The organism is Campylobacter concisus (assembly GCF_003048905.1).
GTDB lineage: Bacteria > Campylobacterota > Campylobacteria > Campylobacterales > Campylobacteraceae > Campylobacter_A > Campylobacter_A concisus_V.
In genome coordinates, this window is sequence record NZ_PIRO01000001.1 from 1 (window position 1) to 24,570 (window position 24,570).

Sequence of the window (24,570 nt, forward strand, 5' to 3'; positions counted from 1 at the left end):
TAGATATAGTTGGTATGAATATAGTATCATGGCAAGTACATTAGTAATGTGTATCATGTTTTTTTGAATGAGCGAGCAGCGACATGACTCTAAACGGAAGGAGTCGTCGGCAGCGTAAGATAGGTATAAGAGACAGGATATGAATAATGACTTGCGTCAAAAGATAGATAGACGCTTAAGTGAGCTTAGTGCGTTACCTAAGATGAAAAGCAACTCGAGTATTGCGCAGCTTTTAAAAGAGAAAGGCTTTACGAGGCGTGATTTTATGAAGTGGGCTGGTGCGATGACAGCTTTTATGGCTCTACCAAGTGCGATGACACCGATGGTTGCTCGTGCTGCTGAGCTTAGCGATAGGCTTCCTGTGATATGGCTTCATATGGCAGAATGCACAGGCTGTAGCGAGAGCTTACTAAGAACTGATGCTCCAAGTATAGATAGTCTTATATTTGACTACATAAGCCTTGAATACCACGAAACTATCATGGCAGCTTCTGGTTGGCAGGCTGAAGAAAATTTAGAGAGTGCGATCGAAAAATACAAAGGTAGATATATCCTATTAGTTGAGGGCGGTATCCCAACTGGTGCGACTGAAAATTTCCTAACAGTTGGACCTCATGGCACAACAGGTAAAACTCATGCTGTAAATGCTTCAAAAGACGCAGCTGCTATCTTTGCGATCGGCACCTGTTCTAGCTTTGGTGGCATTCAAGCTGCAAGGCCAAATCCATCAAATTCAGTGGGACTTTCAAAGGTAACTGATAAGCCAGTTATTAATGTTGCGGGCTGTCCACCAAGTGAGAAAAATATCGTTGGTAACGTGCTTCACTTCTTGCTTTTTGGCACACTTCCAGCACTTGATGTTTACAATAGACCAAAATGGGCTTATGGTTTAAGAATTCACGATCTTTGCGAAAGACGTGGTCACTTTGACGCTGGCGAATTTGTCCAAAACTTCGGCGATGAAGGCGCAAAAAATGGCTACTGTTTATATAAAGTAGGTTGCAAAGGTCCATATACATTTAATAACTGTTCACGCGAGAGATTTAACCAGCACACATCATGGCCAGTTCAAGCAGGTCACGGCTGTATAGGCTGCTCAGAGCCAGACTTCTGGGATACGATGGGACCATTTGAAGAGCCTATGGCAGATAGACTCTTTGATACTGTTTTAGGTCTTGGAGCTGATAATGTTAGCGACAAAGTCGGCATTGGAATTTTAGCTCTTACAGGCATTGGTATAGCAGCTCACGCTGTTATAGCTTCTATGAGTAAAGATAAAGAATAAGGCGAAAAAATGAGTGAAAAAAGAATAGTAATAGACCCTATAACACGTATCGAGGGACACTTAAGAATAGAAGTTGTTGTAGATGAAAATAATGTCGTAAAAGAGGCGTATTCTGGCTCAACTCTTTGGCGTGGCTTAGAACAGATCGTAAAAGGTAGAGATCCAAGAGATGCTGGCTTTTTTATGCAAAGAATTTGTGGCGTTTGTACATACTCACACTACCGAGCAGGCATTATCGCAGTTGAAAATGCTCTTGGCATCAAGCCTCCACTAAATGCAGAGCTAACTAGAACGCTTATGAACGCAGCTTTATATCTTCACGATCACATCGTGCATTTTTATCAGCTTCACGGCATGGACTGGGCAGACGTCGTCTCTGCACTAAGCGCAGATGTGCATAAAGCTAGCGAAGAGGCGTTTAAATACACCGACTTGCCATTCGCCACTGGAGCTGACAAGCTAAAAGAGGTAAAAGAGAGGGTTGAAACCTTTGTTAAAAAGGGCAACCTTGGACCATTTGCCAACGCATACTGGGGACATAGCACATATAAATTTACGCCAGAGCAAAATTTAATTGTCCTCTCTCACTACTTAGAGTGTCTTAGAATCCAAAGAACAGCAGCTCAGATGATGGCTATCTTTGGCGCGAAAAACCCACATCCACAAAGCCTAACAGTTGGCGGTGTGACCTGTGTGATGGACCTTATGGATCCATCTAGAATGGGCGAATATATGAGCAAATTTGCCGAGATCAAAGAATTTGTTGATAGAGCTTACTATCCAGATATCTTGATGGCAGCTAAAGCTTATGGTAATGAGCCAAGCGTTCTAAACGACGTTGGTGTGGCAAATTTACTCTGCTACGATGAGTTTTTGATTGGCAAAAATGATCATCTATTTAAAGGTGGCTATATCTTAAATGGCGATCTTAACAAGGTTTATGATATCGATGAAAATAAAATCACCGAAGAAGCTACTAGGTCTTGGTATAAAAACGACAAAGCGCTTCATCCATATGATGGCGAGACAGAGGCAAACTACACAGGCCTTATTGACGGCGAGAGCATAGACGCCGAGGGCAAACTAGCTCATAGTAAGCTTTTTGATACAAAAGGCAAATATAGCTGGATCAAAGCACCAAGATATGATGGCATGCCTATGCAAGTGGGTCCAATAGCAAGTATCGTTATAAACTACGCTAGAGGCAATGAGAGAGTTAAAAAAGTAGTTGACAAATTTTTAGCAAAGAGTGGCTTGCCACTAAATGCAGTTTTCTCAACTCTAGGTAGAACCGCTACTCGTATGCTTGAGGCAAAAGTGGTTGCTGAGCACACAATGGACGCATTTAATGCCTTGGTAGAAAATTTAAAATCAGATCAAGAGACCTGCGCAAAATATGTAATCGATAACAAAAAAGAGTACAAAGGAAATTTTCAAGGCAATGCTCCAAGAGGTGCGCTTAGCCACTGGTGCCGCATAAAAGATGGTGTTATCACAAACTGGCAAGCAGTCGTGCCAAGCACATGGAACGCCTCTCCAAAAGACGCACAAAATCAAATGGGAAGCTACGAAGCGTGCTTAGTTGGTTTAAAGATCGCTGATCTTTCAAAGCCACTTGAGATAATACGAAAAATTCACTCTTATGATCCTTGCATCGCATGCGCTGTGCATGTTATGGATACAAAGGGAAATGATTTGAGTACTTATAAGATAAATCCAAATTTGTAAGGAGAGAATATGTCACATAAAAATGCTGATAGAATCAGCGAATACGAATTCTCCATCGGTGTTAGGTTGACACACTGGATTAGATTTGCAGCGATCACACTTTTAGTTGTGAGTGGCTACTATATCTCATACGTTTTTGTGAGTCCAGAGATCACGAGCGAGCCTACAAATTTTATGCAAGCAAAGTGGCGTATGGCTCACCAGATCGCTGGCTTTGTGCTAATAGTGGCGTTTATCTTTAAATTTTATCTATTTGTCTTTGATAAACATAGTAAAAAAGAGTGGATGAGTGTGGTCGATTTTCTAAATCCAAAAATTTGGATCGCACAGATCAAATACTATCTTTTTATGGGGCCACATCCGCATTTAAGGGGCGTTTATAATCCTTTGCAGTTTGCCTCATACTTCTTCTTTTATCTTGTTTTGACTCTTATTTGCCTAAGCGGTCTTGTGCTTTATGTTCATGTTTATCATGAGGGACTTGGCGGAGCGCTTTATGAGCCAGCTAGGTTTTTTGAAGAGCTTATGGGCGGACTAGCAAATGTCAGAACGATACATAGAATTTGTATGTGGGTCATTATGATATTTGTGCCGATTCATGTTTATATGGCAGTATTTAACGCTGTTAAAGGCAAAAATGGAGCGATGGATGCCATCGTTAGTGGCTATAAATTTGTAAAAGAACACTAATGAGAGTGCTGGTTCTTGGCATTGGCAACGTGATGTTTGCCGATGAGGGCATAGGTGTTCATTTTGTAAATTTGATGGCTAAAAACTATAAATTTACAAGTTCTAAAAACGAGCTTACTCTAATGGATGGGGGCACTTTAGCCCTCGCTCTAACTCACATCATAAGCGAATTTGACTATCTTATCGTCGTTGATTGCATTAGTGCAAATGGCGCAAGCGTGGGCGATGTTTATTTTTTTGATTTTCTAAATGTACCAAATTTTATCAGCTGGGACGGCTCGGCTCACGAGATAGAGATGCTCCAGACCCTTCATCTAATGGAGCTTGCAGGCGATAGGCCTACGACTAAAATTTTAGGTATCGTGCCTAGCCGTATAGAATCATCAAATTTTAGCCTCTCAGATGAGGTTATAAACGCTTCTAATATTTTAGAAAAAACGCTGCTTGATCACTTAAAAGAGCTTGATTTTAAGTGTGAAAAAGTAGCAAATTTTACCCTAAACGATATCGTTGATGAATACGCCAAAAAAGGTTTAAAATGATACTTGCTTTTAAATTTACTTGTCACAAAGACGCTTCGTTTCTAGCGCCATTTTTACGCTTGCTTGCTGGTGATCTATCTCATAGTCTAAAGTGCAAAGAAGATGAAATTTGTCTAAAGGTAAGTGGAGATGCCAGTGAGCTTGAGAGCGTGGCAAATAAAGCAAGTACGCTCTTGCCATTTAGTCTTTTTATAAAGCACAGTGAAGTCTTGGCTGCAAGTGAGCTTGACGAAGATAGCAAGATAAATGAGATAAAATTTGGCGGCCTAACTCCGACTCAAGCGAGTACATTTTTGGCTAGCGAAAAGGCTATCTTAAATGAAAGTGGTGTGCTGTGTGAGAGTAAATTTGAGGGCGAGATAACGCTCGATAATTTTAATGAAAAGCTTAAAGCTTGCCTAAATTTGTTAAAAAACGGCAAGGGCGTTTGCATAGAGCAAGATAAAAATTTATATGAAATTTCTCTTGGTGTAAATTTTGACGCAAATTTCTTGATGCCTGTAAATTTAAAGCAGCTACCAAAAATTTTTATCGCCGATGATAGAGTTTTGACATTTCTAGCTAGCTTTGAAAAGCCACTTTTAGCACTAAAGACGACAGCCATTTATAGACAAAATCACGAGGATGCGCCGCTATTTTTTGACGTGATGGCACCAAATGACCTTTTTCTTTACGCCATTTGCGAGCAGCTAAATAAAGAAAATTTTAGCTTTTTAAGCGTTAAAGTAAAGGAGCAAAAAAACGCTCTTTCAAGGCTTACTTTGCTTGAAAGTAGCGCAGTTTTAAGCCCATTTTTCTATACAAAAAACGAGGAATTTGAGCTTAGTAATTTTAGCGATATAGCTTTGGGGCTAAAATTTAGCAAATTTAGTGATGACGAAATTTGCCTACTTTCAAAATCAAGCAAAACACAGCTTCTATTTTTGCCAAAATTTAGTAGCTTTGAAGAAATTTATGAGCTCATAAGAGCCGAGGAGGGCGGCGAAAGGCTACTTGAAAATTTCAGCAAAGAGCATACTTTACCAAGTGGTAAATTTAGCTCAAATGCTAGCTTTTTCTCGCTGTTTTGCATAGCTGGGCGCATACTTGGCTTAAGTGATGACTTTAAAAAAGCAGGGGAGAATTTGCTCCTTATGGCAAGTGATTTTAGCGGTCAAAAGGGCGTTAGGATCGATTACAAGATGAAAGATGACTTTGGTTTAGACGGGGTTAAGTTTGTAAAAAGTATCATTTCGTTTGTCCTTGCTGGCGCTGGAGAGAAGAACATCAGCTTTGGTTGCACCGAGTCTTTGGCGCACTTTTTGAGCGATTTTAGCTATGAAAAACGAGATAAATTTAATATCAAAAATGTTACTTTAAGCGGGGATTTATTTTATAATAAGGTAGTTAGCAACTTGATAAAAAAGCACCTAAACCCAAATATAAAAACAAATTTTGACCCCGGATTTGGCGTTGAGATCAAGCTTTAGATATGAGATCAAGGGTTTAGTTCAAGGTGTGGGCTTTAGACCTTTTGTCTATACTTTGGCGCATAATTTTAAGCTAGTTGGTGAAATTTACAACGACGACGAGGGCGTGAAGCTAAATTTTAGCGGCGAAGAGGCTAGCTTTTTGGCTTTTGAAAAAGAGCTTTATGAGAAGCTACCAGCCCTTGCTAGGATCGATGAGCTTAAGAAGATTAAGATAGATAAAATTTATGAAAAGCTTGAGATCATCGCCTCAAAGTCAGCAACTAAGCAAGCGCCTATCTTGCCTGATTACGCACTTTGCGATGACTGCTTGCGCGAGTTTTATGACTCCACAAATCCACGCTACAAATATCCATTTATAAACTGCACCAACTGCGGACCAAGATTTTCCATCATCAAAGCGTTGCCTTATGACCGGGTAAATACGACGATGAATGAGTTTAAAATGTGTAAATTTTGTGGGGGCGAATACAAAGACCCACTTAATCGCCGCTACCACGCAGAGCCGATCTCTTGCCCAAACTGCGGACCAAAACTCTATCTAAAAGATAAATTTGGTAAAGTCTTGGCTAGTAAAAACGAAGCAGCCAAAGAGGCGGCTAGGCTCATAAACGAGGGCAAAATTTTAGCCATTAAAGGGCTTGGTGGCTTTCATTTGGTTTGTGACGCGACAAACGAAGCCGCAGTTTGCGAGCTAAGAGCTAGAAAACACCGTCCAAGCAAGCCCTTTGCTCTGATGAGTAAAAATTTAGAGAATGCTAGAGAGATAGCGCAAATTTCAGAGGCAGAGGCAAAGCTACTTAACTCAAATTTAAAGCCAATCGTCTTACTTGAAGCAAAAAACGGCTCAAATATCGCAAAAAGCGTCGCACCAAATTTAAACAAGCTTGGCGTCATGCTCGCATTTAGTGGCATACATCTTTTGCTTTTTGATTATTTAGAGCACGACATCATCGCAACTAGCGCGAATATCTCAGGCGAAGTTGTGATAAAAGATGAGAGCGAACTAAGAGAAAAGCTAGGTGATGTCATAGACTTTTACCTTGATCACGACCGAGAAATTTACTCACCGAGTGACGATAGTATCGCATTTTGCGTTGGTGATGAGACAATTTTCACAAGAACGAGCCGTGGCTTAAATCCAAATTTTATCCATACAAATTTTAAGCAAAAAGGGACATTTTTAGCCCTTGGAGCGGAGCTAAAAAGCTCATTTTGTATTTACAAAGACGGCCTTTTAATGGTTAGCCCATATATAGGAGATCTTAAAAATGTGGCGACTTTTGATAGGTTTAAAGACATTTTTAGACTCTTTGAAACGACTTATGATCTAAAAATCGACAAGGTCATAGCCGATCTGCATCCAAATTTTTTAAATACAAAATGGGCAAAGGATCAGGGCTTTGAGCTAGTTCATCTTCAGCACCACTACGCACATTTGCTAAGCGTGATCTTTGAAAACGATCTAGCAGATAAAAAGTACATTGGCTTTTGTTTTGACGGCACTGGATACGGGGAAGATGGCAAAATTTGGGGTGGCGAGGTCTTTAGGCTAGATAAAAAGAATTACGAGCGAGTTTATCATTTTGATGAATTTAGCCTATTTGGGGGCGAAAACAGCATCAAAAATATTTATCTAATCGCATATTCTATTATTTTAAAATACTCTCTTGAGGACGAAGCTGGTAAATTTTTAGTAAATTTTGATGAAAAAATGCTTGCAAATTTTAAAAAAATGGAGCAAAAAGGATTAAACTTAATAAAGACTAGCTCGGTTGGTAGGATATTTGACGCATTTGGAGCGATTATTTGTGGGCTTTTTCACTCGAGTTTTGAGGGCGAGAGTGGTATGAGGCTTGAAGCGCTTTATGATAAAAATTTAGATGTGTGTTATAAATTTAGCCTAGACAATGGAGTGATCGGCTTTAAAGAGGCTTTTAAAAGTGCTTTAAAAGATGAGCCAAGAGTGGCTGCAACGGCATTTATAAATGGCTTGGCTGATATTATTTTTGAAATTTCAAAAAAAGAAAAAATGGAAATTTTACTAAGCGGCGGAGTTTTTCAAAATAAGACTTTACTCGAACTTATTTACAAAAAATTTACTAAAGTAAATTTGAAATTTCATATCAATAAAAAATTCTGTAGCAACGATTCTAACGTAAATTTAGGGCAAATTTATTATTATTTATCCACATTTTCTAATAAGTGATGTATAATGATTATAAACGGTAATCAAACGAGAAAGGAGCAGAAAATGGATAGTGTTATACGTTTTAGTGTTTCTTTACCTAGTCAGTTACTAGACGAACTAGATAAAAAGGTTAGCGAACAAGGCTACGCTTCTAGGAGCGAATTTACGAGGGATTTGATACGCGAAAAGATCGTAAGTGATAGCTGGAAGGACGCTAGTGAGGAGTTGATCGGGGTTTTGACGCTCATTTATATGCATCATCACAACGATTTGGTGAATAAAAAGATGGATATAGAGCATAGCTCTGATGTGAAAATCATCTGTACAAACCATGTTCATGTCGATCATCATAACTGCTTAGAAACGATTTCAATAAGAGGCGAGGCTGGCAAAATTGAACGCTTTGCTGAAAGGATCGCCGGCTTAAAGGGTGTAAAATTTTCTAAACTCACAAGGGCAGCTATTCCTAGGTTTTAGTTTTTTAAGGGTCTTTATGTGTTTTAGGAATTTTTGGGATTTTTTTATAGGTGAAGCTAGCGGTGGTATCTTTCTTATCGCTGCTGCTTTAGTGGCATTTATCTTTGAAAATATTTTTTTAAGCAGTTTTTATAACTCATTTTTACAAATCGATACAAGGCTAAATTTTGGCAAATCGCCGATACAAAAGCCCCTTATCCTTTTGGTAAATGATAGTTTGATGGCCGTTTTTTTCTTTTTGCTTGGGTTTAGATTTAAGCGAGAAATTTTAAAAGTAAAGCTTAGGGGTCTGGCCCAAGCTACCTTGCTAAAAATTTTTATCATCGGTGGCATTTTAGCTTCTGTATTTTTTTATATTTTAAATCACAATTATATTTTTTTGTTGAAAGACTAAGGCAGTGTCAATGGACATAAATACGGCATTTAAGACACTGGCTAGAAATTTGGTATTTTGTATATCTTATAAAAGAGAGTGTGAATAATGAACTTTTTAAATAGAATTTTTCTAGCAAAAGAGCTGGATCGGTGGCAAAGCGACGGTATAGTCGATAAAGAGACCGCTATAAAAATAGCAAATTTATACGACATCGATCCTGATGCTCATAGTGACAAGATAAGTTTTGTCTTAAAACTCGTAGCATATCTCTTTTTTGCGCTAGCCTTTTTTACGCTCGTTGGTGCAAACTGGGAAGAGATACCAAGACTAGGACGTTTAGCACTTGTGTTGTTTGTACTTGGGCTTGTAAATTTTGGTGGAATTTACTATCTTGCAAAGGGAAAGGAAAATCTATCAACGGCGATGTTTTTTCTTGGAAATTTCTGCTTTGGTGCGGCGATTGCACTTATTGCCCAAATTTATAACATTAGCGATGAGCCAAGCGGTGGTATTTTGCTTTGGAGTATCGGAGCATTTGCGGTTTCTTTTGCTATTAAAAAAGGTGTGCTAGTAGCCCAAAGTCTTATCTTTGCGACAGTTTGGTTTTTTATGATAGCTTATCAGGGCGACTTTGGTTTTGGCTTTATCATTTTTATAGTACTTGGCGCATATACGCTTTACAAAGACGACTCAAAATGGCTTGCTTTTGTGCTTTTTATAGATATCTTTATATACATCATTTCATTTTGCGGTTACATTAGTGGTATTAGGGCGATATTTGATTATGGATTTTTGTTTGGACTTCCGATGGTTGCGATCGTATCGCTATCTTATGCGCTTTTACTTATTAGTATTTCGCCGCTACTAGATAAATTCAGAGCAGGGCTTGGCGCATTTACAAAAGAATTTGGTAAAAATTTTGGCGTTTTTGTGTTGCTATTTTGTCTATTTTTATTTGAAGAAAGAAATTTATTTGAGGTTGGAGATGAAGAGTTTTGGTTTGTGAAGTCGTTTTTTAAAAGCAATTTTGGCTTTGTCTTTATCCTATTTAGTGTTGCTTATTTTGCACTATTTTTTAAAGAAAAAAACAAGAGTGGTTTGCTGCTTGGGGCATTGCTCGTGTCGTTGCCATTTGTCTTTAGCTACGGGCCTGGCTACGCAAATATATTTTTTTCGCTCGCAAATATCATAACAGCTGCAGTCCTTATCAAAAAAGGTGAGTTAAAACTAGGTCTTTGTATGATATTTTTGGTTGCGGCCGTGAGGTATTTCCAGCTAATAGGTGATTATATTGGTGCTACGGCGCTATTTATGGTATTTGCTTTCATAGTGCTAATTGTCGCTAGAAAAGGACGTAAAAAATGAAGATAAAAGTCTTAATAGTAGCTGTAATTTTTCAAATTTCGCTTATTGGCATTATGCTTGGCTACGCGCTTATGCCACTTTATTTTGGACAAGAGGTAAGAGTAAGGGTAAGTCTTTACGATCCAAGAGATCTTTTTCGCGGAAATTATGTTGATTTAAACTATGAATTTTCAAATTTTCATTCAAGAAATTTTGACGAAAATGATAAAGATGACCGCTATATCGACCAATACGATGAGAGAGTAAGAGATGGGGCTAGAATTTATGCTGTTTTAAAGCCAGATGTTAATGGCACCTACAGCTTTGCTAAATTTAGTATAAGCAAGCCAGATAATGGAGTCTTTTTAGCTGGCAGATATGACGGTTACTCGCTCGTAAAATACGGCATAGAGCACTTTTATATGTCGCCTGATAGTGCAGCTAATACTGAAGATGAAATGAGAGAAGAAGACGTTGATGCGTATGCGGTTTTGATGGTGATGGATAATGGCAAAGCTAGACTAAAGGATCTAATAATCCAAAAGAATGCCCAAAAAAATAGTAAAAAACTACTTGGTGATGAAAAATTTTGATAAGTTGGATGAGATTAGGCAAAAAGAGTAAAGTAAAATTAGTCAAAATTCTTGTGCAAATTTCATTTATATTTTTAAATTTAAATAAAAATTTAAATAAATTAATTAATTTTGATCTATTTGCAAAAACTCCTAAATTTTAATTTTATTTTTAAATTTAAGAGTTAAAATCTCCATAAATTAATAAAAAAGGATGAAAAAATGTGTAAAGATTGCGGTTGTTCAATGGGTAATCACGCCCACGTTCACACTCACGCTGATGGCACCACTCACTCGCACCCACACACTCATGATGGATATACAGATCACGCTCATGACGCGCACGAACATAGCCACGAGGCTCACGCACACCCTGTGCTAAACGAGAGTAAAACCATAGACGTGATAGAGAAAATTCTCTCTGAAAACGATAAAGAGGCCGCCCACAATAGAGCTCATCTTGATGAGAAAAAGATACTTTGTGTAAATTTAATGAGTAGTCCTGGTGCTGGTAAGACCACGCTTTTAGAAGCTATGATAAAGGCTGGTAAGTTTAAAATAGGCGTTGTAGAGGGCGATTTAGAGACAAATCAAGATGCTGATCGCATAGTAAAAGCTGGCGCAAAGGCTCATCAGATAAGCACAGGTCAGACCTGTCACTTGGACGCATTTATGGTGCATGAAGGGCTTCATCATTTGCCACTAAAAGAGCTTGATCTAGTCTTTATAGAAAATGTTGGAAATTTAGTTTGCCCTGCAAGCTACGATGTTGGCTCGCACTTTAATGCTGTACTTCTTTCAGTGCCAGAGGGTGATGATAAGGTGAGCAAATATCCAGTGATGTTTAGGGCTGCTGACGTGCTTCTCATTACAAAAGCTTCGCTTGCACTACACTTTGACTTTGACATCGAGCGAGTGAAAAATGACGCTAGAAAGCTAAATCCAAAGGTTGATATCTTTGTGATAGACAGCAAAACAGGCGAAGGCATCGATAAGTGGATAAGCTATTTGGAATTTAAAAAAGAGCTAAGATAATGTGCCTCTCGATCCCTTCAAAAGTAATAGAAATAGATGAAAATAACGTTGCCACCGTTGAGACTCTGGGTGTTACTAGAAAGGTAAGCCTAGATCTCATCTCTGAAGAGGTAAAAGTTGGCGAATATGTGCTGATCCACGTTGGTTACGCTATGCAAAAGATCGATACGCAGTTTGCGCTTGAGAGCTTAGAGGTCTATCAAAAGATCGCTGATGATATGAACGCGGGGAAAATTTGATGGATCTTATCAATGACTTTCGCGATAAAAATTTAATCCTAGCCCTTTCAAAGCTCATCCAAAAAGAGAGCACAAAGCCACTAAATATCATGGAAATTTGCGGCGGACACACGCATAGCATTATGAAATTTGCACTGCCAAGCTTAGTTGGAGAGCATATAAATTTCGTCCACGGACCAGGCTGTCCGGTCTGTGTGATGCCAAAGAGCCGCATAGACGAGGCCTGTAAGCTAGCTAGTATGGAGAATGTGATCTTTTGCACGCTAGCTGATATGCTAAGAGTGCCTGGCTCAAAGACAAGCTTGCAAAAGCTTCGCGGCGAGGGACACGATATAAGGGCACTTTACACGCCACTTGATGCGCTAAATATCGCTAAGCAAAATCCAGACAAAAAGGTCATATTTTTTGCGATCGGCTTTGAGACAACGACGCCGATGAGCGCAAACTTAGTTGAAAAAGTGGTGCAAGAGGGCATTAAAAATTTATATTTTCACATAAATCACGTAACCGTCCCAGCACCAGTTAGAGCTATAATGAGCGATGAAAACGTGAGGATAGACGCATTTTTGGGACCAAGTCACGTGAGCGTCATCACTGGAAGTAAAATTTATAAAGAGTTAGCGAGCGAATTTAAAAGACCAATCGCCATTAGTGGTTTTGAGCCACTTGATATCATGGCAAGTGTGCTAAATTTAGTCCGTCAGCAAAACGCAGGCACTTATGAAGTCTATAACGAGTACGCAAGGGCGGTCAAAGAAGAGGGCAACCTCAAGGCAAAAGAGCTCATAGCTAAGTATTTTGAGCCGTGCGACTTTGTCTGGAGAGGACTTGGCGAGATAGCGCAAAGCGGCATGAAGCTAAAAGATGAGTTTGCCTATCTTGATGCTAGAGTGCAGTTTGACTGCAGTGTAGAGAGCGCTGGCGAGAGCAAGGCTTGCATTTGCGGGCAAATTTTAAGAGGGTTAGCAAAGCCAACAGAGTGTAAAGTCTTTGGTAAAGTTTGCAATCCGCAAAATCCGATAGGATCGTGCATGGTCTCAAGCGAGGGCGCTTGTGCGGCATATTTTAAATATGCAAGAGTTGGTTAAGGAATTTAATGAAAAAGATAATGCTAAGCCACGGCGGCGGCGGCGAGGAGATGAACTCGCTTATAAACGAGACGATATTTAAAATTTTTGATAACGAAATTTTAAGGCAGAGCAACGACTCAGCGATACTAAATTTAAACGGCAAGATCGCATTTAGCTCTGATAGCTTTGTGGTAACTCCTATTTTTTTTAACGGCGGCGACATCGGTAAGATCGCGGCTTGCGGTACGATAAACGACCTAGCGATGGTTGGAGCAAGTGCAAAATACCTAAGCTGCTCGCTCATCATCGAAGAGGGGCTTAGTATAGAAGAGCTCGAGCGTGTGCTTGGCTCGCTTGCAAAAACTTGCAAAGAGAGCGGCGTGAGCGTGGTTTGTGGCGATACAAAGGTCGTGCCAAAAGGCAAATGTGACAAAATTTTCATAAACACAGCAGGTATCGGCGAGATAGTTTGCGAGGGCGTGGAGCTTAAAAATTTAAAAGCAGGGGCAAAAATTTTAATCTCTGGAGATGTTGGCAGACACGGAGGCGTGGTGCTTGCTGCAAGAGAAGAATTTGAGCTTGGGCTTGATCTAAAAAGTGACTGCAAGAGCCTAAAAGAGGTTGTCTTAAAGCTATTTAGCGCTGGCATAAAACCACAAACTATGCGCGATGCGACTAGAGGCGGACTAAGTGCGGTGCTAAATGAGTGGGCTAAATTTAGCAAATTTGACATCTTGGTTTTTGAAGAAAATATCAAGGTCGCAGACGAAGTGATGGGCGTTTGTGAACTGTTTGGTTTTGAGCCTTATGAGCTTGCAAATGAGGGTACTTTTGTGATGGCGGTTGATGAGAGCCAGGCCGAGGATACACTTAAAATTTTAAGAGAATTTGATAAAAACGCGATGATAATAGGCGAGGTAATGGAGGCTAAAAACGAGCGCGTCATCATCGAAAACGCCTATAAATCAAGAAGATTTCTCGAGCCGCCAAAGGGCGAGCTACTACCAAGGATTTGCTAATGCACGAGCTTAGTATCGTTCAAAATTTAGTTAGCCTTTGCGAGAAAAATGCCGCCAAAGAAAACGCAAAAGAGATAAGCAAGATCGAGATAAAAGTTGGCCGTTTAAGCGGAGTGGAGCCTCATTATTTGCAGAGTGCATTTGATGTTTATAAGGCTGGCACGATCTGCGAAAACGCTGAGCTTGTCATAAATTTACAAGGCATTGTGATCGAGTGTTTGGAGTGTGGATTTGGCGGGGAGCTTAATGAAAATGACTTCACCTGTCCAAAGTGTAAAAGCCAAAATTTAAAGGTAACTGACGGCGAGGATATGTATCTTATGCGCCTTGAGATGAAGTAAATTTTGCGTATTATAATACGCAAAATTTTATGCTTTTTGTCAAAATATTTTAATAGCACTAGTATCAAAAAATAGCTACCAAAACCTTGATCTTTAGCTTTCGATATCCTTTTTACGCGCTTTGCGAGCCGAGGATAATAAAAATAATCAAAAATGAGCACCACTCTTGGCTTTAGAAGCAGCCAATAATTTTTCTATAATTTCCATGCGTTGCAGATTTAAACTACTCAAATATCAAAAACGGAGCCTGAATCACGTTTCTTATTATCTTTAGTGGCGAGAGCAGGGCGTCTTGCAAGATCTGCGTTGAGTACTCTGGCTTATCGGTAGTGCCACGTATGGCGATGACGGTTGAGAGCGAGCGGTCCTTGCCAAGGATTATTTGATTTACTAGTGGAATTTTATCAATGATACTGCTAGCATCTTTTAGTAGCTTTAGCTCAAGGTCGATGTTTATCTTTTTACTCTTTAGATCGATCGTACCACGTCCGCCGATATCAGCACTTGTGCCTATCATTTCAATCGCTAAAAACTCGATCATATCGCCATTTCTAGTGAGTAAAATTTTACCATTTTTAACGGTAAAGCCTTTGTCGTTAAAATCAGGTGTTTTAAAGCTAAGAAGCGATGGAACCGAGTTTAAAAAGCTAAGCAGTCTTTGATAAAAGATATAATCTTTTAAAAAAGTATCAAAAAATCTCACCTCAGCCTTGAAATTTTTCGTATTTTCTCCAAGCATTTTTAGGCGAAATTTACCGCCTTCAAAGCTCTTGATGCCAAAAAGGTCGTTGATAAATTCTCCGCTTATGTCGGTTGCGTCTAAATTTATACTCTTTTCATCGTTAAAATAGCCAACTCTTCCTTGCTGCGCCAGCCCATTTAGCGAGGTACTTTTGCCCTTTTTCTCGGCGCTAAAGCTAGCAAATGGCAAGGTCTTGTTTAGATCCCTTAAAATGATATCGCCATTTTTTGCTAAAAGCTCAAGCGGCGTACTTTGCTCGCTGGTTTTGTTATCGTCAAGCACTAGCAAATTTAGATCTTTAGTTTTTACGTTTATGGCTTTTTCTTTTATGTCTAGGCTTAGCTTTTTACTTGCGCTATCTACCTTCACACCAGCTTTTGAGACTAAAATTTTAAGATCATCGTTTTCATATTTTGAGCCATTTTTATCTAAAAACGGCAAATCAAAGTTTGCCTCTTTGGCAAAAATTTCAAGATCAGTAAAATCCTTACTTTTTATACTAAGCTCATCAAAACCACGCACGCCGTTTTGCTTTAAAACAGGTGAGCTCTCTATGAAAAATTTACTATTTTTTGTTGATATTTTACTTTCACTGCCAAAGCTCATATCAAGCCCAAATGGCTCTATCTTAAGCAAAGTTTCACCAGCCTTGCTAAAGTCTAAAAATGCGCTAAATGGCTCATTTTTAAAGGTTAAAATTTCATCATTTTTCTCTTTTAGATCAAAGCTTTCTATCACGCCTTTTATCTCGCCAGTACTTTTTTGTAAATTTATATCAGCCTTAGCATTTGCTTTAAAAAACTCAAGCCCAAAGCCAGTAGCATCGATGTTTAAATTCGTCGTATTTATGAGCTTTACAAGGGCGCTTTTAGCATTAAATTTACTTCCAACAATCTCTAAAACCGCGTCACTTAGCTTAAATTCTCCATTTGCAATGACGCTTTTTTCATCAAAATTTTCTAAGCTTTTCTCATCAAGCTTTATCAAAATTTTTAAGCTAGCATCCATTTTTCCGCTAAGCTGCCTTACTGGCACGATGATTTTATAGGCTTTTAATATCTCATTTATAGCTTCATCATAAATTGATTTTGTCTTTATAAGTAGCTCTAAATTTGCGCTTTTCTCATCAAAGATATTATTTATCACAACGCTTGAGCCATCAAGTTTTTTGCCCTTGTAAATAGGCGAAATAAGATCAAATTTAAGCTTTGAGTTTTTAAGCGTGATATTTGCCTCGCCTACATTTACGGCAGGCAAGTCTTTTTCAAATTTAACAAGCAAATTTTTAGTATTTGCGGTGGCATTTAGATCATTTAGATAAAAGTCATTTTTAGCTAGATCAGCCTTGCCATTTATCTCTTTTAGCTCGTAATCATCAGCAACGATGTATCCATATATCCAGTTTTTAACTTCACCATTTAGCTCTATGCGTCTATCAAGCTCATCAATGAAGTTTTTAATGCTTCCAGCCTCGACATCGTAAGCTTTGTAGGTTAAAAATGTATCTTTTAGGGCAAAATTTAGCTTACCATGCAGCTCATGAGAAGTGAAATTTCCCTCAAATTTATAGTCATTTTTATCAAAATCTGCACTCCCTTCGCCGCTAATGCTGACGTTAAAATCCTTAAAGCTTAAATTTCTAATACTAAAAAGGTCTATTCCGTCTTGCTGTTCGTTTTGGAATTTAATATCCACATTTAAATAAGGGCTATCAACAAAAAATATATCATCTAAAAATAGAATTTTTAGTTTAAAATCATCTCCTATTTGCACATTTTCAAGTGAAATTTCTTGAAAAATCGTATCTATAAAATCTACGCTTTTACTAAGATTTAAAAGGCGCTCATTGCTGCTTTTTTGCTTGCTCTCTTTCTTAAAATTTGGAAGCCTTATCTGCTTTGCTCTTGCAATTATTTTTTTATCTAATTTTATATATAATTGCTCCAATTTTACGCCGTAAAACTCGAAATCGTTAATTTTTATGCCGTATTTTAAAAGTAAGATAAATGAAAGAATCAAGATGATAAAAAATTTTATGAAAAAGCCATATTTAGACATTTTTTTTGATATCGTAGCCATCATTTTCCTAAGTATTTTTGTCTATTTGGCACGCCCTATAAACACAAGCAAGGTCGTTTTTATACCAAAGGGAAGTGTGGGCGAGATTATATCTTATTTAGCTAATCGCAACTTTAACTTAAGCGTGATAGACAAGTACGCTATACTTTTTATCGGCTCTCCGCAATCTGGCTGGATAGAGATCGGTCAAGATAAAATTTCAAGGGTTGATTTTTTAAAAAAACTCGCAAAGTCAAAAGCGGCTTTAACCGAGATAACGCTAATACCAGGCGAAACGACTATCGTTTTTTTAAACCAGATCGCCGCCCAGCTAGGACTTGACGGAGCAAAACTAAATAGCGAATATAACGCCCTTGCTCCAGTGAGTGATGGCTTTTTGATGCCAAATACATATAAAATTCCAATAGGTATCAGCGAAAGGCACCTTGCTTTTTATCTTGTAAATTCATCAAAAAAGGCTCAAAGCGAGATCAGCAATAAAATTTTTGGCGAATACAACGAGAAAAAATGGTTTAAAATTTTAACGATCGCTTCGATCATTCAAAAGGAAGCGGCAAACGACGCTGAGATGCCACTTGTGGCTTCCGTCATCTATAACCGCCTAAATAAGGGCATGAGGTTGCAAATGGACGGCACATTAAACTACGGAATTTATTCACACGATGTGATCACGGCTGAACGCATAAGAAGCGATATGAGCGAGTTTAATACCTATCTAAACGACGGCATTCCACCAAGTCCAGTCTGCTGCGTCTCGATAAGTGCGATCAAGGCGGCGATAAACCCTGCAAAGAGCGATTATTTATACTTTGTGCTTGATAAAAAGGCAAAAAAACACATTTTTTCAAAAACCTTAAGCGAGCACAACCAAAATATAGGAAAATAGAGCTAGAATTTGCAGCAAATGCCTAAAATACAACGAGATTTAATAAAGAAAGTGATAAATTTTAAAAAATTAAAAGGGCTAAAATGAGTGACATTATCTGGACAAAAACTGACGAAGCACCGCTTTTTGCAAGCTACTCTCTCTTTCCTATCGTAAAGAGCTTTTTATCACGTGCCGGCATTAGCATAACTAGGGCCGATATTAGCCTAGCTGGGAGAATTTTATCTCTTTTTAGCAAAGAGCTTGGACTAAATAAGGCCGATGAGCTGGAGCTTTTAGGCGAGCTGACCAGTCACAAAGAGGCAAATATCATAAAACTGCCAAACATCTCAGCCACGCTCGTTCAGTTAAAAGCGGCTATTGAGGAGCTTAGAAGCAAAGGCATAAACGTGCCTTTTTATCCAGATGAGATCATAACAGACTACGACGAAGAGATCGCTAAAAAATACCAAAAAGTGCTAGGAAGTGCAGTAAATCCAGTGCTTAGGCAAGGAAACTCAGATAGAAGAGTCTTGCCACCGGTTAAAGAATTTGCCAAGAAGTATCCTCACAGCAATGGCGACTGGGATAAGACAAATAAGACAAAAATTTGCTACATGCAAAAGGGCGATTTTTATGAGAATGAGCGCTCAATTATCACTAGTAAAGATGAGAAATTTTATGTAAATTTCATAAGTGCGGATGGCAAAAAAGAGCTTTTAAAAGAGCTTGCCATCCAAAGCGGCGAAATAGTTGATGCCACATATTTAAGTGTAGATGAGCTTGATAAATTTTATGAAAGCTGTTTTGAAGAGGCAAAAAAAGAGAGTGTGACCTTGAGCTTGCATCTAAAATGCACGATGATGAAAGTTAGCGATCCAGTCATCTTTGCTCACGCGATAAAAAGCTATTTTAAAGAGGTTTTTGAGCTATTTGGTGAGGAGTTTAAAGCTCACGGTGTGGAGGCTAAAAACGGCTTAAAAGATATGTTTTCTAAAATTTCGCAGCTTAAAAATAAAGATGAAATTTTGGCTAAATTTGATGAAATTTTGAGCAAAAAAGCAAAAATTTGGGCGCTAAATGAAAATGCCAGCAACTTTGATGTGCCAAATGACGTCATCATCGATGCCTCCGTGCCTGCGCTCATTAGAAACTCTGGCAAGGTAAAAGATAGAAGTGGCGAGCTAAATTTCTCGCTTTGCATGATCCCAGATAGAACTTACGCTAGGGTTTATGAGGCTTGCGTAGCGGACTTTAAGGAGCATGGTGCGCTTGATGTAAGCAGCATAGGCAGCGTAGCAAACGTGGGGCTAATGGCTAAAAAGGCCGAGGAGTACGGCAGCCACGATAAGACTTTTATCGCAAAAGAAGACGGAGAATTTGTAGTTTTTGATGAGGCTGGCGAGAACGTTTTTAAATTTAGCGTCAAAAAGGGCGACATTTTTAGGATGACGCAGGCAAAAGAAGATGCGATAAATGCGTGGTTTGAGCTAGCTTTAAAAAGAGGCGAAATTTCAAAAGATGAGCTTATTTTTTGGCTAGATAGTAGCCGTGCTCATGATAGAAATTTGATAGCTAAATTTGAAAGATTTAGAGAGAAATTTGCTAGCGCTGGCGTAAAATTTGAAATTTTAAACTACGAGCAAGCAACTAAAAAATCGCTTGAAGCAATAAGAGCTGGCAAAGACGTCATAGGCGTCACTGGCAACGTTTTAAGAGACTATCTAACCGATCTTTTCCCGATATTTGAGCTAGGTGGCAGTTCAAAAATGCTCTCAGTAGTGCCTTTGCTTGCTGGTGGAGCGATGTTTGAGACGGGAGCTGGTGGGACGGCTCCGACGCTTGTAAAAGAGCTAAAAGAGAGAAATCACCTGCTTTGGGATAGCTTAGGCGAGTTTTTAGCGCTTAGTGCTTCGCTTGAACATCTAGCGTTTTTTAGGCAAAAAAAAGAGGCAAAAGAGCTAAGTGACGCGCTAAATAGAGCCGTTGCTAGCTATTTGGACGAAAACAAAACGCCAAACGCTACTCTTGATACCAGAGAGTCGCACTTTTATCTAGCGCTATTTTGGGCGAGAGAGATGGCAAAAAGTGGCGGAATTTTAAGCAAAATCTTTGAAAATTTAGCAGACGAGCTAGAGAAAAACGAGAGCGAAATTCTAAAGCAGATCAGAGAAAAAGATGGTGTAAACGTGGAATTTGGCGGATACTACCTACCAGATGAAGTAAGAGCTAATGAGGTCATGAGACCAAGTGAAATTTTAAATCAAATAATAGGATGAGAAAATGAAAATAAGTATAGTCGGAGCAGGAAACGTCGGTGCAAGCATAGCTTATGCGCTTTGTATGAGAGAAGTTTGCGATGAGATCGCGCTTGTAGATATATTTGGTGATGTGGCACGTGCAAAAGCAATCGATCTAGCTCAGTCAAGCTGCGTTTTTAATGCTAAAACTATTGTTTGTGGTGGCGATGACTTTATGCTAATAGAGGGCAGTGATATCGTAGTGGTAACTGCTGGAAGCCCAAGAAAAGAGGGTCAAACAAGAGAGGACTTGCTCCTTAAAAACGCCGTAGTCGTAAAACAAACAGCTCAAAATATCGCAAAATTTGCACCAAATGCGGTGATAATCGTCGTGACAAATCCGCTTGATGTGATGGTCTGGACGGCTCATAAATTTAGTGGTTTTAGCAAAAATAAAGTGATCGGCATGGCTGGTGAGCTTGATGGGGCAAGATGCAGATATGAGCTAGCGCTTCTAAAATATAAAGATGCAAAAGAGCTAAAGACAAAGATAATTGGCGCTCACAACGACGAGATGATCGTATCTGCTAGTAACATTAGCGAAAATTTAAACGAAAATGAGCTAGCAACTCTTAAAAAAGAGACAAGCACAGGTGGCGCAAAGATCGTTAAGCTCCTTGGCACTTCAGCTTACTACGCACCAGCAGCTGCGGTTGTGAAGATGTGTGAAGCGATAATAGGTAAGAGTGATGAAATTTTAAGTGCTAGCGTGCTTCTTGATGATGAGCTAAGTTGCGGCAGGCTAGTAAGGCTTGGACGCGAGGGCTTAAAAGAAATTTTAGAGCTAAATATAAATGAAAGTGAGCAAGAGCAGCTAAGTAAAAGCGAAGCTGATATTAGAAAAAACATTAAATTTTTAAAAGAAAATTTGGATTAGGAATATAGATGATAATAAAAGAAAATGTACCTGTTTGGGTCGATGAGAGCAGGTGTAAGGCCTGTGATGTCTGCGTGAGCTACTGTCCAGCTGGTGTGCTAGCGATGAGGCTTGAGCCAAAGGCGGTGCTTGGTAAGATGATAGAGGTCGTCTATGCTGACTCATGCATAGGCTGTCGCGACTGTGAGCTTCACTGTCCTGATTTTGCCATTTATGTGGCTGAAAAAGGCTTTAAATTTGCAAAGCTAACGCCTGAGAGCAAAGAGCGAGCTGTTGCCGTAAAGGCAAATAAATTTGCAAAGCTTGGAGAGAGCGCATGAGAGAGCTAGTATCAACTGGAAATGCCCTAGTAGCAAGGGCTGCGGTCGAGTGCGGCTGTAACTTCTTTGGCGGATATCCGATCACTCCAAGTAGCGAAATTGCCCACGAGCTAAGCGTGCTTTTGCCAAAACATGGCGGCACATTTATACAAATGGAAGATGAGATAGCTGGAATTTCAGTTTCTCTTGGCGCAAGTGCGAGTGGTGCTAAGGCAATGACTGCTAGTTCAGGCCCCGGAATTTCACTAAAGGCTGAGCAAATAGGCCTTGGCTTTATCGCTGAGATACCGCTTGTCATCGTAAATGTAATGCGCGGTGGCCCTTCAACTGGCTTGCCAACCCGCGTCGCACAAGGTGATATCTTGCAGGCTAAAAACCCAACTCACGGCGATGTAAATATGATAGTGCTAGCGCCTAGCAGCCTAGAGGAGTGCTATACGCAGACAGTTCGAGCGTTTAACCTTGCAGCTAGGTTTATGACGCCAGTTATGTTATTGCTTGATGAGACGATAGGCCACATGCAAGCAAGGGTGCGTTTGCCAGAGATTAGCGAGCTAGAAATTTATAAAAGAAGAGAATTTAATGGCGAGCCAAAAGAGTATAAACCTTATGAGGCCGCACCAGATGAGCCAGCTACGCTAAATCCTTTCTTTAAAGGCTATCACTACCATATAACTGGGCTTCATCACGGCGCTACTGGCTTTCCAACAGAAGATGGAAAAATCGTTGAATACTCAATGAATAGGCTATTTGATAAGATAAATTTACACACCGATGAGTGCGAGAGTTATGAAGAGTTTATGCTAAATGACGCTGAAATTTGTATCATCGCTTTTGGTAGTGTGGCTCTCTCAGCCAAGCAAGCGATATTAAATTTACGTGAAAAAGGGCTAAAAGTAGGGCTGTTTAAGCCACTCACACTTTTTCCAGCTCCAGCTAAAAAGCTAAAAGAGATATCAAATAAATTTAATAAAATTTTAGTCTGCGAGCTAAATTTAGGTCAGTATAGTGGCGAAATTTCAAAGATCATCTTAAGAGATGACTTTGCAAAACTGCTAAAAGCAAACGGCAGACCGATAAGCCCAAGCGAAATCGAGGCGAAGATAGGAGAAATTTATGGCTTTTAATTACGATAAATATTTACGAACAGATAAAATGCCTACTCTTTGGTGTTGGGGCTGTGGCGACGGCGTCATACTAAAGGCGCTCATCCGCGCGATCGACACCATGGGCTGGGATATGAACGACGTTTGCGTAGTCTCAGGCATAGGCTGCTCTGGCCGCTTTAGCGGATACCTCGACTGCAATACCATTCACACAACTCACGGCAGAGCCGTAGCCTACGCCACTGGCATAAAGATGGCAAACCCAGACAAGCACGTCATCGTGGTAACTGGCGACGGCGACGGACTAGCGATCGGAGGCAACCACACGATACACGGATGCCGCCGAAATATCGGGTTAAATCATATCCTCATAAACAACTTCATCTACGCGCTAACAAACTCACAAACCAGCCCAACCACGCCAAAGGGCATGTGGACGGTCACAGCGCAATACGGCAACATCGATCCCAGCTTTGACGCCTGTAAGCTCGCAACTGCTGCAGGTGCTAGCTTTGTCGCGCGCGGTAGCGTCATCGAGCCAGAGAAGCTTACAAAGCTCTTTGTAGAGGGCTTTAGCCACGATGGATACAGCTTTTTTGATGTATTTTCAAACTGCCACATAAATTTAGGCCGCAAGAACAAAATGGGCGAGGCGGTGAAAAATTTAGAGTGGATAAAGGGCCGCACGACTAGCAAGGTCAAATTTGACATGTTAAGCGATGAGGAGAAAAAGGGCATTTTCCCACTTGGCGTGCTTCACAAAGATGAAGAAAAGATCGAATACACCAAGGCTTACGACAAGGTAAGAAAAGCTGCTATGAGTGGTGAAGCGATAAATTTTGAGGAGCTAGCATGAAGTCACAATTAAGATTTGTCGGCGTTGGCGGACAGGGCGTCATACTAGCAGGCGAGATCCTCTCGGCTGCCAAGATAAAAGCAGGTGGATACGGCGTGAAGGCCTCTACCTACACATCTCAGGTGCGTGGGGGTCCAACGAAGGTCGATATCATACTTGATGAGAAGGAAATTTTATACCCTTATGCAAACGAGGGCGAGATAGACTTTATGCTTGCCACCGCGCAGATAAGCTACGATGCCTTTAAAAGTGGCGTAAAAGAGGGCGGTGCAATCGTTGTCGAGCCAAATTTGGTAAAAGTAAGTGACGAAGATAAAAAGCACTGGAAAATTTATGAAATTCCTATCATCTCTATCGCAAAAGACGAGGTCGGAAATGTTATCACTCAAAGCGTTGTGGCTCTTGGCGTGGCGGTGGCTATGAGTAAATGTATGGATGAAAATTTAGTGCGTGAAGAGATGTTAGCAAGCGTACCAGCTAAGGTCAAAGAAGCAAATGCTAAAGCTTACGAGCTAGGTCTAAAATACGCAAAAGAGCTTTTGAAATAAATTTTTGGCTAAATTTAAATTTAGCCAAAACCTCCCAATATGGATCAAATAAAACTAGAAAATTTCCGCAAAGAATATGGCTTTGAGATGCCGATAGTTAGGAGCTTGCCATATGATGAGTGCTTAAAGATAAGAGAAAATTTACTTCATAAATTTAGCCTAGATGATATAGATGAGTTTTTTAAGATAGATAAAATTAGCAGGCTTGATAGCTTTAATGCGGACGAAGCAAATTTTGATCTCAAGACCGCTTTTAGCGAGCTTAGCATCGCCACACCAAATGAAATTTGCATAAAATTTTAATAAATTTGAGAGCATTGATATTTTGCGCTTTGATGATCTCTCTAAATTTTTTAGCGATATCTGGTATCCCTCCCTTAATGACATTGAGATATTTGATATAAATTTAAACTGGATCATCTCAGTCAGACACTACGGGGCTATCTATCATTTTACTCTCTAGCTATCAAAAATTTACAAATTTATATGATTTTTGATA

Annotated in this window: 25 protein-coding genes; 24 read left to right on the forward strand and 1 reads right to left on the reverse strand. The window is 39.6% G+C overall.

Going from position 1 to position 24,570, the window contains the following annotated elements:
* The first annotated feature begins 139 nt into the window (after nt 1-139).
* From CVS95_RS00005 to hypA, 15 genes are all read left to right on the forward strand, one after another.
* The gene (locus CVS95_RS00005) at nt 140-1,285 is read left to right on the forward strand and encodes a hydrogenase small subunit (RefSeq protein WP_107695116.1); all 1,146 of its coding nucleotides are present in this window, start codon (nt 140-142) and stop codon (nt 1,283-1,285) included.
* A 9-nt stretch (nt 1,286-1,294) separates the two neighbouring features.
* Complete coding sequence (locus tag CVS95_RS00010; protein WP_107695117.1) at nt 1,295-3,013, forward strand: nickel-dependent hydrogenase large subunit; 1,719 nt, start codon at nt 1,295-1,297, stop codon at nt 3,011-3,013.
* A 9-nt stretch (nt 3,014-3,022) separates the two neighbouring features.
* Nucleotides 3,023-3,703 carry a Ni/Fe-hydrogenase, b-type cytochrome subunit gene (gene cybH / locus CVS95_RS00015; protein ID WP_107695118.1) on the forward strand — a complete coding sequence of 227 codons (681 nt, stop codon included), beginning with the start codon at nt 3,023-3,025 and terminating at the stop codon, nt 3,701-3,703.
* Nucleotides 3,703-4,245: a HyaD/HybD family hydrogenase maturation endopeptidase gene (locus CVS95_RS00020; RefSeq protein ID WP_103559625.1), complete on the forward strand. Its 543-nt coding sequence runs from the start codon at nt 3,703-3,705 to the stop codon at nt 4,243-4,245. The genes cybH and CVS95_RS00020 overlap by 1 nt, the downstream gene beginning before the upstream one ends.
* Nucleotides 4,242-5,714 carry a hypothetical protein gene (locus CVS95_RS00025; RefSeq protein WP_107695119.1) on the forward strand — a complete coding sequence of 491 codons (1,473 nt, stop codon included), beginning with the start codon at nt 4,242-4,244 and terminating at the stop codon, nt 5,712-5,714. The genes CVS95_RS00020 and CVS95_RS00025 overlap by 4 nt, the downstream gene beginning before the upstream one ends.
* Entirely contained in the window at nt 5,698-7,923 is a 2,226-nt protein-coding gene (gene hypF / locus CVS95_RS00030; RefSeq protein WP_107695120.1) for a carbamoyltransferase HypF, read from the forward strand. Before CVS95_RS00025 ends, hypF begins: the two co-directional genes overlap by 17 nt.
* Nucleotides 7,924-7,968: 45 nt before the next feature.
* Nucleotides 7,969-8,382 (forward strand): nickel-responsive transcriptional regulator NikR, encoded by a 414-nt coding sequence (nikR, locus tag CVS95_RS00035; RefSeq protein ID WP_021091291.1) that lies wholly within the window; start codon nt 7,969-7,971, stop codon nt 8,380-8,382.
* A 16-nt stretch (nt 8,383-8,398) separates the two neighbouring features.
* Nucleotides 8,399-8,776 (forward strand): Na+/H+ antiporter NhaA, encoded by a 378-nt coding sequence (locus tag CVS95_RS00040; protein ID WP_107695121.1) that lies wholly within the window; start codon nt 8,399-8,401, stop codon nt 8,774-8,776.
* 87 nt (nt 8,777-8,863) lie between these two features.
* Nucleotides 8,864-10,123 carry a DUF2157 domain-containing protein gene (locus CVS95_RS00045; RefSeq protein WP_107695122.1) on the forward strand — a complete coding sequence of 420 codons (1,260 nt, stop codon included), beginning with the start codon at nt 8,864-8,866 and terminating at the stop codon, nt 10,121-10,123.
* A complete protein-coding gene (locus tag CVS95_RS00050; protein ID WP_107695123.1) occupies nt 10,120-10,695 on the forward strand; it encodes a GDYXXLXY domain-containing protein in 576 nt (191 codons plus the stop codon). The genes CVS95_RS00045 and CVS95_RS00050 overlap by 4 nt, the downstream gene beginning before the upstream one ends.
* Nucleotides 10,696-10,896: 201 nt before the next feature.
* Nucleotides 10,897-11,709 (forward strand): hydrogenase nickel incorporation protein HypB, encoded by an 813-nt coding sequence (gene hypB, locus CVS95_RS00055; RefSeq protein ID WP_107695124.1) that lies wholly within the window; start codon nt 10,897-10,899, stop codon nt 11,707-11,709.
* Nucleotides 11,709-11,948 (forward strand): HypC/HybG/HupF family hydrogenase formation chaperone, encoded by a 240-nt coding sequence (locus CVS95_RS00060; RefSeq protein ID WP_054196671.1) that lies wholly within the window; start codon nt 11,709-11,711, stop codon nt 11,946-11,948. Before hypB ends, CVS95_RS00060 begins: the two co-directional genes overlap by 1 nt.
* The gene (gene hypD, locus CVS95_RS00065; protein WP_107695125.1) at nt 11,948-13,036 is read left to right on the forward strand and encodes a hydrogenase formation protein HypD; all 1,089 of its coding nucleotides are present in this window, start codon (nt 11,948-11,950) and stop codon (nt 13,034-13,036) included. Before CVS95_RS00060 ends, hypD begins: the two co-directional genes overlap by 1 nt.
* An 8-nt stretch (nt 13,037-13,044) precedes the next feature.
* On the forward strand, nt 13,045-14,037 hold the full coding sequence (gene hypE / locus CVS95_RS00070) for a hydrogenase expression/formation protein HypE (RefSeq protein WP_107695126.1): 993 nt from the start codon (nt 13,045-13,047) through the stop codon (nt 14,035-14,037).
* The gene (gene hypA / locus CVS95_RS00075; protein WP_054196668.1) at nt 14,037-14,378 is read left to right on the forward strand and encodes a hydrogenase maturation nickel metallochaperone HypA; all 342 of its coding nucleotides are present in this window, start codon (nt 14,037-14,039) and stop codon (nt 14,376-14,378) included. Before hypE ends, hypA begins: the two co-directional genes overlap by 1 nt.
* A gap of 223 nt (nt 14,379-14,601) precedes the next feature.
* On the opposite strand, the gene CVS95_RS00080 is transcribed toward hypA, so the two are convergent.
* The gene (locus CVS95_RS00080) at nt 14,602-17,067 is read right to left on the reverse strand and encodes an AsmA-like C-terminal domain-containing protein (RefSeq protein WP_107695913.1); all 2,466 of its coding nucleotides are present in this window, start codon (nt 17,065-17,067) and stop codon (nt 14,602-14,604) included.
* A 73-nt stretch (nt 17,068-17,140) separates the two neighbouring features.
* Here CVS95_RS00080 and mltG point away from each other — a divergent pair, with 73 nt between their 5' ends.
* The 9 genes from mltG to CVS95_RS09695 all read left to right on the forward strand — a co-directional run bounded on the left by mltG (nt 17,141) and on the right by CVS95_RS09695 (nt 24,534).
* Nucleotides 17,141-18,085: an endolytic transglycosylase MltG gene (gene mltG / locus CVS95_RS00085; RefSeq protein ID WP_107695127.1), complete on the forward strand. Its 945-nt coding sequence runs from the start codon at nt 17,141-17,143 to the stop codon at nt 18,083-18,085.
* Between the two features lie 83 nt (nt 18,086-18,168).
* A complete protein-coding gene (locus CVS95_RS00090) occupies nt 18,169-20,343 on the forward strand; it encodes an NADP-dependent isocitrate dehydrogenase (protein ID WP_107695128.1) in 2,175 nt (724 codons plus the stop codon).
* A gap of 4 nt (nt 20,344-20,347) precedes the next feature.
* A complete protein-coding gene (locus tag CVS95_RS00095; protein ID WP_107695129.1) occupies nt 20,348-21,241 on the forward strand; it encodes a lactate/malate family dehydrogenase in 894 nt (297 codons plus the stop codon).
* Between the two features lie 8 nt (nt 21,242-21,249).
* Nucleotides 21,250-21,561 carry a 4Fe-4S dicluster domain-containing protein gene (locus tag CVS95_RS00100; RefSeq protein ID WP_107695130.1) on the forward strand — a complete coding sequence of 104 codons (312 nt, stop codon included), beginning with the start codon at nt 21,250-21,252 and terminating at the stop codon, nt 21,559-21,561.
* Entirely contained in the window at nt 21,558-22,688 is a 1,131-nt protein-coding gene (locus CVS95_RS00105) for a 2-oxoglutarate synthase subunit alpha (RefSeq protein ID WP_107695131.1), read from the forward strand. The genes CVS95_RS00100 and CVS95_RS00105 overlap by 4 nt, the downstream gene beginning before the upstream one ends.
* On the forward strand, nt 22,678-23,523 hold the full coding sequence (locus CVS95_RS00110; protein WP_107695132.1) for a 2-oxoglutarate ferredoxin oxidoreductase subunit beta: 846 nt from the start codon (nt 22,678-22,680) through the stop codon (nt 23,521-23,523). Before CVS95_RS00105 ends, CVS95_RS00110 begins: the two co-directional genes overlap by 11 nt.
* Nucleotides 23,520-24,071, forward strand: coding sequence for a 2-oxoacid:acceptor oxidoreductase family protein (locus CVS95_RS00115; RefSeq protein ID WP_107695133.1), 552 nt, complete (start codon nt 23,520-23,522; stop codon nt 24,069-24,071). The genes CVS95_RS00110 and CVS95_RS00115 overlap by 4 nt, the downstream gene beginning before the upstream one ends.
* A 39-nt stretch (nt 24,072-24,110) precedes the next feature.
* Nucleotides 24,111-24,374, forward strand: a complete 264-nt coding sequence (locus tag CVS95_RS09690) for a hypothetical protein (RefSeq protein WP_234399977.1) — start codon at nt 24,111-24,113, stop codon at nt 24,372-24,374.
* A 22-nt stretch (nt 24,375-24,396) separates the two neighbouring features.
* The gene (locus tag CVS95_RS09695) at nt 24,397-24,534 is read left to right on the forward strand and encodes a hypothetical protein (protein ID WP_234399978.1); all 138 of its coding nucleotides are present in this window, start codon (nt 24,397-24,399) and stop codon (nt 24,532-24,534) included.
* The last annotated feature ends 36 nt before the right edge of the window (nt 24,535-24,570 follow it).

Coding starts and splice junctions, on each gene's coding strand:
- CVS95_RS00005 (WP_107695116.1), top strand. CDS start 140: ATGAATAATGACTTGCGTCAAAAGATAGATAGACGCTTAAGTGAGCTT.
- CVS95_RS00010 (WP_107695117.1), top strand. CDS start 1,295: ATGAGTGAAAAAAGAATAGTAATAGACCCTATAACACGTATCGAGGGA.
- cybH (WP_107695118.1), top strand. CDS start 3,023: ATGTCACATAAAAATGCTGATAGAATCAGCGAATACGAATTCTCCATC.
- CVS95_RS00020 (WP_103559625.1), top strand. CDS start 3,703: ATGAGAGTGCTGGTTCTTGGCATTGGCAACGTGATGTTTGCCGATGAG.
- CVS95_RS00025 (WP_107695119.1), top strand. CDS start 4,242: ATGATACTTGCTTTTAAATTTACTTGTCACAAAGACGCTTCGTTTCTA.
- nikR (WP_021091291.1), top strand. CDS start 7,969: ATGGATAGTGTTATACGTTTTAGTGTTTCTTTACCTAGTCAGTTACTA.
- CVS95_RS00040 (WP_107695121.1), top strand. CDS start 8,399: ATGTGTTTTAGGAATTTTTGGGATTTTTTTATAGGTGAAGCTAGCGGT.
- CVS95_RS00045 (WP_107695122.1), top strand. CDS start 8,864: ATGAACTTTTTAAATAGAATTTTTCTAGCAAAAGAGCTGGATCGGTGG.
- CVS95_RS00050 (WP_107695123.1), top strand. CDS start 10,120: ATGAAGATAAAAGTCTTAATAGTAGCTGTAATTTTTCAAATTTCGCTT.
- hypB (WP_107695124.1), top strand. CDS start 10,897: ATGTGTAAAGATTGCGGTTGTTCAATGGGTAATCACGCCCACGTTCAC.
- CVS95_RS00060 (WP_054196671.1), top strand. CDS start 11,709: ATGTGCCTCTCGATCCCTTCAAAAGTAATAGAAATAGATGAAAATAAC.
- hypD (WP_107695125.1), top strand. CDS start 11,948: ATGGATCTTATCAATGACTTTCGCGATAAAAATTTAATCCTAGCCCTT.
- hypE (WP_107695126.1), top strand. CDS start 13,045: ATGAAAAAGATAATGCTAAGCCACGGCGGCGGCGGCGAGGAGATGAAC.
- hypA (WP_054196668.1), top strand. CDS start 14,037: ATGCACGAGCTTAGTATCGTTCAAAATTTAGTTAGCCTTTGCGAGAAA.
- mltG (WP_107695127.1), top strand. CDS start 17,141: ATGATAAAAAATTTTATGAAAAAGCCATATTTAGACATTTTTTTTGAT.
- CVS95_RS00090 (WP_107695128.1), top strand. CDS start 18,169: ATGAGTGACATTATCTGGACAAAAACTGACGAAGCACCGCTTTTTGCA.
- CVS95_RS00095 (WP_107695129.1), top strand. CDS start 20,348: ATGAAAATAAGTATAGTCGGAGCAGGAAACGTCGGTGCAAGCATAGCT.
- CVS95_RS00100 (WP_107695130.1), top strand. CDS start 21,250: ATGATAATAAAAGAAAATGTACCTGTTTGGGTCGATGAGAGCAGGTGT.
- CVS95_RS00105 (WP_107695131.1), top strand. CDS start 21,558: ATGAGAGAGCTAGTATCAACTGGAAATGCCCTAGTAGCAAGGGCTGCG.
- CVS95_RS00110 (WP_107695132.1), top strand. CDS start 22,678: ATGGCTTTTAATTACGATAAATATTTACGAACAGATAAAATGCCTACT.
- CVS95_RS00115 (WP_107695133.1), top strand. CDS start 23,520: ATGAAGTCACAATTAAGATTTGTCGGCGTTGGCGGACAGGGCGTCATA.
- CVS95_RS09690 (WP_234399977.1), top strand. CDS start 24,111: ATGGATCAAATAAAACTAGAAAATTTCCGCAAAGAATATGGCTTTGAG.